The sequence below is a fragment of the Mesorhizobium sp. WSM4830 genome, assembly GCF_055811495.1.
In genome coordinates this window covers 91,455-103,342 of sequence record NZ_JBVVQI010000015.1, presented here as the reverse complement: position 1 = coordinate 103,342, position 11,888 = coordinate 91,455, and the positions used below count along the sequence as shown (strand labels likewise).

10 protein-coding genes are annotated in these 11,888 nt (G+C 60.6%); 6 read left to right on the top strand and 4 right to left on the bottom strand.

What is annotated here, in order from left to right; all coding sequences use genetic code 11:
- Positions 1-42: 42 nt before the first annotated feature.
- Positions 43-1,011 (bottom strand): GlxA family transcriptional regulator, encoded by a 969-nt coding sequence (locus AC0L2Y_RS19905; RefSeq protein WP_473558874.1) that lies wholly within the window; start codon positions 1,009-1,011, stop codon positions 43-45.
- 297 nt (positions 1,012-1,308) lie between these two features.
- On the bottom strand, positions 1,309-2,022 hold the full coding sequence (locus AC0L2Y_RS19900) for a transcriptional regulator NanR (protein ID WP_292663135.1): 714 nt from the start codon (positions 2,020-2,022) through the stop codon (positions 1,309-1,311).
- Positions 2,023-2,205: 183 nt separating this feature from the next.
- On the opposite strand from AC0L2Y_RS19900, the gene oiaX reads away from it, so the two are divergent.
- Together oiaX and AC0L2Y_RS19890 are read left to right on the top strand one after the other, a co-directional pair.
- The gene (gene oiaX, locus AC0L2Y_RS19895; protein ID WP_473558871.1) at positions 2,206-3,468 is read left to right on the top strand and encodes a 3-oxo-isoapionate-4-phosphate decarboxylase OiaX; all 1,263 of its coding nucleotides are present in this window, start codon (positions 2,206-2,208) and stop codon (positions 3,466-3,468) included.
- A gap of 4 nt (positions 3,469-3,472) precedes the next feature.
- A complete protein-coding gene (locus AC0L2Y_RS19890) occupies positions 3,473-4,807 on the top strand; it encodes a four-carbon acid sugar kinase family protein (protein WP_473558869.1) in 1,335 nt (444 codons plus the stop codon).
- Positions 4,808-4,920: 113 nt separating this feature from the next.
- Here AC0L2Y_RS19890 and AC0L2Y_RS19885 read toward each other — a convergent pair whose 3' ends face one another.
- Positions 4,921-5,418: a hypothetical protein gene (locus tag AC0L2Y_RS19885; RefSeq protein WP_352488829.1), complete on the bottom strand. Its 498-nt coding sequence runs from the start codon at positions 5,416-5,418 to the stop codon at positions 4,921-4,923.
- Between the two features lie 278 nt (positions 5,419-5,696).
- Between AC0L2Y_RS19885 and AC0L2Y_RS19880 the strand changes: the two genes are divergently transcribed.
- The 3 genes from AC0L2Y_RS19880 to AC0L2Y_RS19870 all read left to right on the top strand — a co-directional run bounded on the left by AC0L2Y_RS19880 (position 5,697) and on the right by AC0L2Y_RS19870 (position 9,476).
- Complete coding sequence (locus AC0L2Y_RS19880; protein WP_473558866.1) at positions 5,697-7,214, top strand: S10 family peptidase; 1,518 nt, start codon at positions 5,697-5,699, stop codon at positions 7,212-7,214.
- Between the two features lie 283 nt (positions 7,215-7,497).
- On the top strand, positions 7,498-8,805 hold the full coding sequence (locus AC0L2Y_RS19875; protein ID WP_473558864.1) for a sensor histidine kinase: 1,308 nt from the start codon (positions 7,498-7,500) through the stop codon (positions 8,803-8,805).
- Positions 8,802-9,476, top strand: coding sequence for a LuxR C-terminal-related transcriptional regulator (locus tag AC0L2Y_RS19870; RefSeq protein WP_473558861.1), 675 nt, complete (start codon positions 8,802-8,804; stop codon positions 9,474-9,476). Before AC0L2Y_RS19875 ends, AC0L2Y_RS19870 begins: the two co-directional genes overlap by 4 nt.
- 39 nt (positions 9,477-9,515) lie before the next feature.
- Here the strand turns inward: AC0L2Y_RS19870 and AC0L2Y_RS19865 are convergent, their stop codons facing one another.
- Positions 9,516-9,986 carry a hypothetical protein gene (locus AC0L2Y_RS19865; RefSeq protein WP_473558859.1) on the bottom strand — a complete coding sequence of 157 codons (471 nt, stop codon included), beginning with the start codon at positions 9,984-9,986 and terminating at the stop codon, positions 9,516-9,518.
- Positions 9,987-10,880: 894 nt separating this feature from the next.
- Between AC0L2Y_RS19865 and AC0L2Y_RS19860 the strand changes: the two genes are divergently transcribed.
- Positions 10,881-11,885 carry a LacI family DNA-binding transcriptional regulator gene (locus AC0L2Y_RS19860; RefSeq protein ID WP_473558857.1) on the top strand — a complete coding sequence of 335 codons (1,005 nt, stop codon included), beginning with the start codon at positions 10,881-10,883 and terminating at the stop codon, positions 11,883-11,885.
- Positions 11,886-11,888: the final 3 nt, after the last annotated feature.

Genomic DNA, 11,888 nt, shown 5'->3' with positions numbered 1-11,888 from the left:
CCGAGGCTCATGGATAGCCGCAACACTTCCGTTGCCGACTTGTCACCGGATTTGCTTTCGAAACTCGCCTGGTGCCATTCCAGTTGTCTTGGAAAAAAGACGGCTGAACGAGGCGACGTCCTGATATCCCACCCGATAGCAAATTTCTGAAACACTCAGTTTCGTTTCCTCAAGCATGGATTTTGCCAACTCCAGCCGCCTTTCCTGGATCCATTTTCCCGGCGTTGTCTGGAGTTCGTCGAAAAATCGGCGAGACAGGGTTCGCGAAGACATGCCCAATTCGGTTGCGAGAAATTTCAGATCGATTTCCGCCATCTTGTCTTTCGAGAGCTCGCGCAGCTTGTTCTCGAATGGGCTGGCCTCGTTCGAAATTTCGTCGAGAGGAAATTCATAGGGACTCTGGAATGTGCGCGGTGGAGGAAGAACCAGAAGTTTTCGAATGATCCGCTCCTCCTTCGAGAAGCCCAGATCGATGAGTAAAGCCCTGGCGAGTTCGAGTCCGGAAAACCCGCCTCCGCATGTGTAAAGGCGGTCCTGGCGAATGAGCAGGCGGGAAGCGTCCCATCGCACTTGCGGAAACCGGCGGCTTGCCTCGGCTTTCAGCCACCAGGATATCGTCGCGCGTTTACCGTCCAATAGTCCCGAATTGGCGAGCAGATAACACGCGCCGCAATGTGCTGCGATGATTGCGTCCTGCTGCTGCGCGAGTGCGATCAGCGGTTTTGAATGCTCACTCTCGTCGTCCAGTGAGCGCAGAAGCTCCGAGATCTCGACACCCGGCATCGCAATGAGAATCAGGACATCCATTTTCCGGGATGGTTGAGCCTTTGTCGGGAAGGAAATTCCTGTGCTTGATGTCGACGGCGCGCCCCTTGAAACGAACTCACATGAAAGGACCTGTGAACGGCAGACGTCATTCACAAGCTGAAACATTTCCACGAGCGTCGAGACGACGGCCGAATAGAAATTCGACGGCAGCCAGATCACGACGTGGAGGCTTCTGTCAGCCATTGCGGTTCTCCCGGAGGCGTTCTCGTCGAGTGGCACGTCTAGCATAGTTTTTGTCAAAATTGCCAATTCCAGAAAAAGCGCGGCGCCTCCAGGATGGCCGCGTGCGGGCTGCCGACGAAGCGGCCCGCGGAAATCCATGGGTGGGAAGATGTAAATGCTCGTTGAGTGAAAACACGCGGCACATACATCGGATTCAGACGGCAACAGAAACTGCGCCGGTCCGGGCTCAGGTCTGTGGTTAGTCAGTAGGCCGCGAACACGGCCTGGCCGGTACGCCGGTCCGGCCTCTACTCCAGTTCAGCTGCCGGAGTTCATCACGTAAAGCGCGCGCGAGCGTTCGAGATGCTTGATCATCGCCTTCTCGGCGCCATCCGCATCCTTGGCTTCGATGCGTCCGATGATCTCTTCGTGCTCGGTCAGCGTGAACTTTTCCTTGCCGGTCCAGATCAGCATTTCGGTGTGGTATTCCTTTAGCCAGCCAAGCATTGCCTCGCTGACGGCGACATAGATCGGGTTGCCGGATATTGCCGCTATCTGGGTATGGAATTTCATGTCGGCGGAAATGAAGGCTTCCGAGTCGCCACGATGGCTGCGCTGTTCTGCGACCGTTGCCCGCAACCGCTGCACGTCCTCGGCAGTTGCCTTCTCCGCGGCTTCCCTGACCATGCCGCGCTCGAAGAAGATACGCGCATTCTTGAGGTGCTCGAGCGTGTCCTTCGATGACGACAGGATGATCTTGGCTGCGCCATCGACCTGCTTGATGATCGACTTGGCGGTCAGCTGCAGCACCTTGGCACGCTCACCATGCGAGATCGCGACCAGCCCCATATTGCTCAACGCCTGCATCGCCTCGCGGATCGCCGGCCTGCCGACCTCGAAGCGCTCCATCAATTCGCGCTCCGACGGCATGTCGTCACCCGGCAGCAATTCGCCGCTGGTGATCAGGCGCTTCAGTCTCAAGAATACTTCGTCGGAAAGCTTGCGCCGGACGATCGGCTCCGAACGGTTCATCGTCGCGAATCACTCCTTTGACCGACCTATACCTAGCATTTCCGCCGTGAATTCCGGAACGCCTGTTGCCGGCTCGCCCTTACCTGCCAAGCCGGATAGGGCTTGCAATGCTTATGTACTCATTATACCAGATTTCGAGGGCCAAGGAACCTTTTTCGAACCACCCCGGCAGGCCGCGCGAATATGATTGTTCTCACCTATCGCATCGAAACGCCGGGCAATATCGAGGCGCTGGCGGCCAAGATCGCAAGCGACCAGTCGACCGGAACCTTCGTCGCGCTGGCCGGCGAGACCGAAGAGCTCAAGGCCAGGGTCGCGGCGCGCGTCCTGGCGATACGGCATCTGCCGGATGCGGATCGGCCGTCTCTTCCGGAACCCGGCCCCGAAGCAAACAATGGCCCGGTCAAGCGCGCCGACGTCGACATCGCCTTTCCGCTGGACGCCATCGGCACCGACCTGTCGGCGCTGATGACCATCGCCATTGGCGGCACCTTTTCGATAAAGGATCTGTCCGGCATCCGGGTTGTCGACATGAAGCTACCCGAGGAATACCGGGGCGCGCATCCGGGCCCGCAATTCGGCGTCACGGGCAGCCGCAGACTGACCGGTGTCGCGGATCGTCCGATCATCGGGACCATCGTCAAGCCGGCGCTGGGGCTCCGTCCGCACGAGACGGCCGCGATGGTGCAAGAGCTGATTGTCGCCGGCGTCGATTTCATCAAGGACGACGAGAAGCTGATGAGCCCGGCCTATTCACCGCTGTCGGAGCGGGTGAGGGCAATCATGCCGCTGATCCTCGATCACGAGCAGAAGACCGGCAAGAAGGTCATGTATGCCTTCGGCATTTCACATGCCGATCCCGACGAGATGATGCGAAACCACGATCTGGTGGCAAAGGCCGGCGGCAATTGCGCGGTGGTCAACATCAATTCGATCGGCTTTGGTGGCATGGCTTACCTCCGAAAGCGCTCCAGCCTGGTGCTCCATGCCCACCGCAATGGCTGGGACATTCTCACCCGTCATCCCGGCCTCGGCATGGATTTCAAGGTCTGGCAGCAGTTCTGGCGGCTGCTCGGCGTCGACCAGTTCCAGATCAACGGCATCGCCTCGAAATATTGGGAACCCGACTGGTCTTTCGTCGAATCCTTCAAGGCGGTGACCACGCCGATCTTTTCGCCGGCCGATTGCGCATTGCCGGTCGCCGGCTCCGGCCAGTGGGGCGGGCAGGCGCCTGAAACCTTCCAGCGAACCGGCCGGACGGTCGATCTTCTCTATCTCTGCGGCGGTGGCATCGTCAGCCATCCGGACGGGCCGGGTGCCGGCGTCCGCGCCGTGCAGCAAGCCTGGCAAGCAGCGGTCCAAGACATTCCGTTGGCGGATTATGCCTTGGGCCATGTCGAGCTGGCGCGGTCGATCGAGAAGTTCGGCGGCGGCGAGGCGGCCTGACGCCATGCAAAACCTGCTTCTGAGTTACTATGGCGACGACCTGACCGGCTCCACCGACGTCATGGAGGCGCTCGAGCTCGGCGGCGTGCCGACCGTGCTGTTCATGCGCCGGCCGGACGAGGCGCTGCTTTCACAATTCGCGCATTGCCGCGCCCTCGGGCTTGCCGGCACCAGCCGCAGTGAGACACCGCTGTGGATGGACACGTATCTGCGAGATGCCTTCGCCTGGCTGAAGACCGTCGACGCCGAGATCTGCCACTACAAGGTCTGCTCGACCTTCGATTCCAGCCCGGCGATCGGCAGCATCGGCCGGGCGATCGAGATCGGCCGCTCGGTTTTCCGGCAAGACAGCGTGCCGCTGGTGGTCGGCGCACCGCAGCTGAAGCGCTACACCGCCTTCGGTCATCTGTTCGCGGCCTATCTCGAAAAATATTTCCGCATAGACCGCCATCCGGTGATGAGCCGCCATCCGACCACGCCTATGGACGAATCCGACCTGCTGATCCATCTGTCGCGCCAGACCGACCTCAGCTCGGGCCTGGTCGACCTGGCGACGCTGCAGTCTGCGTTGCGGTCGGAAGCATTCGACCGGCTTGTAGAGAATGGCACAGGTATCGTGCTTGTCGATGTCGACAGCCTGGAAACCCAGGCGCTGGCCGGCAAGGAGATCTGGCGCGCTCGCAAGCCGGGCGGTTATTTCGTCGTCGGCTCTTCGGGCATCGAATATGCCTTGCTGGTCGAATGGGCATCGAACCGGATCGTGGATGCCAAACCTGCCTTTTCGCCGCCGGGCGCTGCCGACAGGATCGCCGTGGTCTCGGGGAGCTGCTCGCCGATGACGGAACGACAGATCCGGCATGCTCTGGCCGATGGCTTCGACGGGATCGAGCTCGACCCGGTCGAACTGGTTTCCGAGACGTCGAACGACGCTATTGCGCGCGCGGTTGCAACCGGGCGATCCAGCCTACAGGCTGGGCGCAGCGTCATCCTCTACACCGCGCTCGGACCTGCGGCCGACCGCGGTGCTGAAATCGATCTCCGGGAAGGCGCCCGCCATAAGCTCGGCCGTGGCCTTGGCGAGGTTCTCCGCGAACTGACGCTTCAAGAGAAGCTGCTGCGCGTGGTCATCGCCGGCGGCGACACGTCGAGCCATGCACTTGGCCAGATGGGCGTCGACGCGCTGACTGTGCGAATGCCGCTGCCCGCATCGCCGGGCTCGCCGCTTTGTGTGGCGCATTCAAGCGTTAAGGCGATCGATGGGCTGGAAATTGCCCTCAAGGGCGGGCAGGTCGGAACCGACCGCTATTTCTCCGCTATTCGCGATGGCGTCGGCGGTTGAGAGCGGGGAATATCGGGTCAAATCGGTGATGCTCAATCGAGATCTAAGGTAATAATTAGCCGGCAAACCAGAAACTTCAGGCGTTCAGGTCGGCGGCGATGCCACTCATCCCGCTATCTGCCCATTGCCCTGCTTGGACGATACCGACGGGCATAGGCGACACAGGCGTCTACCGTGCTGACACAGAGCGCATCGCGGTTGTTCGGCAGGTTGTTGTCGCCGGCGTAGGCAACCTCGGCAACATGACCGTCAACCATTCGAATTTGTGTGTTGCAATAGCCGCCGGGGGCGACGTTGACGGAACCTCCGAGCGCCGGGACGGGGCCAATGGCCACCGTCGGAACGGCAATGTTGAGATTGCCGCGTTGAACGACGCGCTGATAGGTCCAGATCTGACCGGATTTGCCGACATCGGCAGTGGCGGTCGGAAAGCCGGCGCACATTCGAACGTCCGCCTCGCTAAGGCCGACCATCTCCCTGCGGGCTGCCGCCGCCGTGGCGTCCTCCTTTGCAGTGCTCGACGTGTCGTCAGGCATGACGCAGGATGACAGGATGGCGGCGCTTGCCGATAGAAGGAGAAGGGCAAGCTTTCGGGTGTGGAAAGATGTCATACCAACTTCGGATTGCGCGGGAGCCCCGAATGCCAACCTAGGAAGTGGGCCAATCGAGTCAACCGGCAGAAAATTCACGAAGTCGTTTGGTCCGCCATTCCGCCGCCGCATCTGCTGCAAGAGGTTGAGGCTGCCGCCGTGACCGTCGCGCCCTATCTTCCGCCTGGGCATCGGATTTCCAAACCCGACCCCTTCTTGTCAGATGTACTGGCGCACGGTGCTGTGACTTTGGTTCGGCCGACGGTGTGCTAGTTTCCAGCCATTGCTCCGGAGACGTCATGCCTATCAAGCTGCAAGAAATCGCCCTCGCTCTTCTGCTGTTGGTTGCCGAAGCTGGGGTCGGTAATGCAGAGACGGCCCAGCGGCCGCCGCCCACAGGCGGGGTTCTCTCGCTCTTGCCATCGCCGCAGACTTCCGATCATTCGATCGTCATTGCCGGACGCACGCTCGATTACGAGGCCAAGGCCGGCACGCTGTCATTACCGTCCGGCAAAGGCGATATCACCGCCGAGATTTTCTATGTCGCCTATGCACTGCATTCCGGGAAAGAAACGGGACCGGATCCGCGCCGCCCGATCACCTTCGTGTTCAATGGCGGTCCGGGAGCAGCTTCCGCCTATCTTCATCTCGGCGCGCTCGGTCCGCGGGTCCTGGCGACGGCGGCCGATGGAAGTTTCCTGCCGCCGCCGCAGAGGCTGTTCGATAACCCCGACACCTGGCTCGACATGACCGACTTGGTCTTTGTGGACCCTGTCGGAACCGGCTACAGCCGTGAAGCGCCCGGCACGGAAGCACACAGCTTCTGGGGCGTCAGCCAGGACGCCGCGTCGATAGGCGCGTTTATCCGGCTCTATCTGGCGCAGACCAACCGTACGGCATCGCCCGTCTTCCTTGCTGGGGAAAGCTATGGCGGCTTTCGAGCAGCATTGCTCGCCAGGAAGCTTCAGGAAGACATCGGCATCAGCCCGAGTGGCGTCGTGCTGATCTCGCCGGCGCTCGAATTCACGCTGGTGCGCCCGGACGAGTTCCAGCCGCTCCACTGGGCGCTGGAACTGCCGTCGCTGGCGGCAGTGCGCCTGCACAGCGAAGGCGTTTCCGGCCCGGCCCTGCAGGAGCGGCTGGCGGAAGTCGAACGCTATGCGCTCGGTGATTATCTGGCCGCGCTGGCCGGTGGGCTGGAGCAGGGTGGACGCCTGGCGAGCCAGCGTGTCGCCGCAATCACCGGTCTGCCGCTCGATCTCGTCCAGCGGCACTTTGCACGCATTCCCATAGGGCTGTTCGCCAAGGAGTTTGCACGGGCAAAGGGCAATGTTCTGAGCGCCTATGACGGCAATATCGCGACAGCGGACGTGGCGCCAGAGAGCCTGGGAGTCGAGGGTCCCGATCCGGTGCTCGATCGAAGCGTGCCGGCGCTCACCTCCGCTTTCGTCGGCTATGTGCGTGATGAATTGAACTTCCGCACGGATATCAGCTATCGGCTTCTCAACCACGAAGTCAGCGGCAATTGGGACTATGGAACGAGCCCGACCCGTCAGGGCTATGCGGGTGTCATGGACGACCTTCAGCAGGCGCGCGTGCTGAACCCCAGGCTCGGCGTGCTGATCGTCAACGGCTACAGCGACCTGGTGACACCGTACATGGGCTCGCGCTACCTGCTTGGTCAAATTCCTTCGCTTGCCGGCGCAAAGCCCATTCGCACCGAGGTGCTGGAGGGCGGGCACATGATGTATCTGAGGCCGGATGGACGGGCGGCACTGAAGCAGGCTGCGTCCGAGCTTTACCGAACGACGCAATGAGGCGGTTTGCCCAAAAAAGCGCCGGATACGCTGTTCGCCCGCTCATCAGGCCCTAGTTCCATCGCGATTGATCGGTTACACACCTAGGATGGCGTCTTTCAGCGACGTTCGACAACGGATTAGCCGGCTCTCCAGAATCGCGCCACTGGCGCGGCGTGTTGCCGAGCGGGCCATTCGGAACACCAAGCCACACAGGCTGACAAGCCTTGTCGACCGGTGGAATGCGCTGTCGCTGGCCACGCAGTTCCTGCTCGCGGGCGGTCTATTCTCCCTGTCGGCGATGGTGGTGGTGGGGATTTCCGTCACGAACCATATAGAAACCGTGGTCACGCAGAATTCGGCTTCCGCTACGGCTCTTTACGTGGATAGCGTTATTGCGCCGCTGCTTCCGGATATGCGCAAGAGCGAAGTCCTCGACGAGAGCGTCGCCCATGCGCTCGATGAAACGCTGGGACAAGGGGCACTCGGCACAAGGCTCGAATCCTTCAAGCTCTGGCGTCGCGACGGAACCATCCTGTATTCGACCGACAAGACATTGATCGGCAAGCGCTTTGAACCCGGCGACAATCTCCGGGCGGCATTCGCAGGCCAAATGGTTTCGGAGTTCGACAAGCTCGACGATCCGGACAGCGAGGCCGAAAGAGCCAGCGGCTTGCATCTCCTCGAGATCTACAATCCGGTGCTGCAGCCATGGTCGGGGGAAGTGGTGGCCGTTTCCGAATTCTACGAGGTCGCCACTGATTTTGAAAGAAATCTGCATCAGGCACTCATTCGAACCTGGCTGGACGTTGCCGCCGTCACGGCGGCCTTCTTTCTCGGGCTGTCGGCAATCGTGTTCCGTGGCAGCCGCACGATCAGTTCGCAGAGCCGCTCGTTGAAGCAGCGCATTGCCGAGCTTTCCGATCTGCTTGCTCAAAACAGACTGTTGAGGCTGCGGGTGCAGCGTGCCTCGCAGCGTGCCACCGCACTTAACGAACGCTATCTCAGGCGCATCGGTGCGGACTTGCACGATGGCCCCGCGCAATTGGTCGCTCTCGCGGCGCTGGGGATCGACAGCCCCGTCATTGCCGATCCCGCTACGCCGCAATCGAAGCGTGCACAGGAATTGCTGGCCATCAAAGCACATCTGGACGATGCCATGCGCGAGATCAGGAGCATCAGCAAGGGCCTTGTCCTGCCGCATATCGAGCATGCCGAGCTGGGTGAAATTCTCCAGCTAGCCGTACAGGCGCACGAAGAACGAACCGGCGTCAAAGTGAGATTATCGATGACCGGCGGTCATAGCCCGTTGTCGCCGGCGGCCAAGATCTGCATCTTCCGCTTCGTCCAGGAGGCGCTGAACAATGGATTCCGTCATGCCGGAGGTGAAGGTCAGTCGGTCGAGAAACATTTCGACGGCGAGCGCGTTTGTATTGAAGTGGCCGACGCCGGCGCTGGTTTTGACCCGCGAATCGTGCGTCCCGAGAGACTGGGACTCGTTGGGCTGCGCGAGCGGGTGGAAAGCCTCGGGGGTCAGTTTACCGTGAATTCCTCACAGAGTGGCACAGTCGTAAGAATGGCCCTCAACATCGTTGAAATGGGGCAGACGTGACAGTAGCCATCAAGCTCGCCATCGTCGACGACCACCCGCTGTTCAGGGAAGGCGTTGTGCGCACGCTCGATCAGATCGGCGGGTTCGAGATCGTCGGTGAAGGAAGCAGCAGAGACGATGCCCTGCGGATAATCGAAGACCAGCGTCCCGACATTCTGCTGATGGACATCTCGGTTCCTGGAGGTGGCCTTGGCGTGATCGGACCGGCCCTGGAGCGGGACCCGGCACTGAAAATTGTGATGCTGACCGTTTCGGAGGAAAACCAGCACGTGATGACCGCGTTGCAGAGCGGGGCAAGGGGCTATGTACTGAAGGGGGTCGGGTCGAGGACGTTGGCTGCGATCCTGCGCACGGTAGCGTCGGGCGAACGATATGTCTGTCCACAATTGTCGGCGCGTCTGTTGGCCGATCTGTCGGCTCAATCAAAAGAGCCGGCGAAAGCTGACGGACTTGCCGAACTCACCAGCCGCGAAAGGGAGATCCTGACGCTGGTTGCCGCGGGACTGAGCAACAAACGGATCGGGCTTCGGCTGAACCTGCATGAGAAAACGATAAAGCACCACATGACGCGAATCCTGGCCAAGCTCAACGTAAGCAACAGGACCGAAGCCGCGATGACCTTGCGTGATGCGACTGAGCGCCAGCATCCGACTGTTCGCGATCATGCTTGAGCCGAAATTGCCGCACGGCGCGGCGATGTGTGCTGAGCCTCAGTTGATCATTTCAAGCAATCTGTCCCGATCGGAACGCGTCGCCAGGCGCCGAATGATGGTGCGACCCTTGGCATCCCGCATTTCATATTGGCCGCTATCAATGCGCTCGCTGAGGCCGTTCGAATGCACCACGCCAATGCTCGGCCCACTTACCTCGACCCGGTCTCCCGTGGTTGCATTGATAAAGAGTCTTGGCCTGCTGTCCGGGTTTACCGCAGGGGCGGGATCAGGGAGATTGTCGTCCTGCGACTTTGCTTTGCCCTTGCCGGCACCGGCGTTCGAGTTCGAATTGCCGGAGTTTCCACCCGAATTGCCCGAATTGCCGTTCCCATTCCCGTTCCCGCCCCCGTTCCCGCCATTGCCGTTGCCGTTTCCGCCGTCTTTGGCCCAGGCAGCCTGCGGGCCGAGCGGCTGCGACGGTCCATCGAATACGACGCGATAGGGGTTCACGACGAGAACGAAGGTCACGACGACTACAGAAATGCCGACACGACGTCCTCGTGAAGATCCGGTCCTTCGTCTCCGGGTCGTCATCAATGAACTTGCCAGTCGCATGTCGGAAATCCCTTTAATCATACGGACCTGTCGTGCTGCCTCCTGTTCGAGTTCGTTTGATGCTTAAAACAATGGTTTGTATCCGGTAAGGTCAAGACCCACCAGTCCCACGATGGTAACTGGTGGGTCTCGCTAGCGCAGGAAGGGACTATTTACTGCGCAAGTCTTTTGCCTTCCCTTGGTAGCGTCTCTCCGCGGTAGCGCCGACTTCCACCGTCAGCCAACAATAAATCCAATGGCCGCGACCCCGAAACACAGGCCAAATAACGGAAAAAGCAGCCAACGTGCCTGGTGAATGCTCGGGTCCATGGCGGCCTCCTGTAACAGTCGGCATCGCAACGGGGCTCCTCGGAACTCAGTTCCTGAAACTCTCGCATTTCGGGCTTTTGCGATAGCAGCCTCGGACCAAAGTTTGGCTGCGCGGGTCCTTGGTCGATAGGCCTACAGACTGAAGTCCCTATGCCAGGAGCCACCCTGCATTCGGCGACCTTTGTGTCCAACTGGCAGTTGCGATCCACCGCCCCCTTCGCTTTGCGTTTCTGGCTCTATGGCAGCAACGCCGTTGGTCTACTGCCGCATCGTTGAAACGCCCCCAACACAGACCCATATGCAAATTGCGTCGGATGTCTCCTCCCATTGCGTCCGGCGCGTTCCCCTCTGGAGGTTATAGACCTTCACACTTGGCCGGGCTTAACAGTCCGGCCTTTTCTTTTGGCATTTGCGCAATCCGCCTGACGGCCCTAATTTGCGAGACATCTGTGAAAATCGATTTGCAAATGCATTCACGTGCTCATAACGTACCAAACCATGAGCACGATTTCCAAAGTTGCTACGCGAGCGGGCGTGTCGCGCACGACCGTGTCGCATGTCATCAACCATGCCGACCGGGTGTCGAAATCGCTGCGTGAGCGCGTGCAAGCGGCTATCGACGAACTCGGCTACACGCCGAACCCGCAGGCGCAAAGCCTGCGCACCGGCCGCACCAACATCATCGCGATGCTGATCCCGGACATCCGCAACCCATTCTATCCGGAGCTGGTGAAAACGGCGCAGTCGACGCTCGAAGTGGTCGGCCTCGACATGCTGATCTTCAACACCGACGTGCCGGGCGGACATTCACAGGATCACGGCCGCGAATATTTACGCCAGATCGGGCGCAAGCGGGTCGACGGCGTTATCGTTGCCGACTTCGCGCTGCACGGCATGCACAGCGAACTGCTCAGCCTCGATCTGCCCGCCGTCTTCATCGGCCATCTGCCGAACCATGCTGTCGACAGCGTCCAGCTGGACGATTTCGGCGGCGGCTATCTGATGGGCGAGTATCTGGCGAAGAGGGGCCATCGCCGCGTCGCCCATGTCACCGGGCCATCCTTTTTCAAGGAGGCGATGGCGCGTGCCGCCGGCTTCGAAAAAGGGCTCGCCGACAATGGCGTGCCAATCTCCGCCGATCTGCGGTTCGAGGGAAGCTATCTTGCCCCGTCAGGGCGGGAAGCGGTCACCTGGCTCAAGGAGAAGCACGGCGGAAACCTGCCGTCGGCGATGTTCTTCGCCAACTATCTGATGGCCTCCGGTGCGCTGACCGAATTCTACGACCATGGGACCAATATCCCTCAGGATATCGCCATCGCAGTCTTCGATGACCTGCCTCAACTGGAATATGTCAGGCCGAAGCTGACCCGTGTCGGCAACAGTCCGACAATGCTTGCCAAGCGCGCCACGGAAATGCTGCTCGAACGGCTGGGTGGCAAAGTCGAGGGCGCGCCGCGCACCGAAGTGATCCCATGCGCGCTGAGCCCATTCGACAGCGCGTGACGC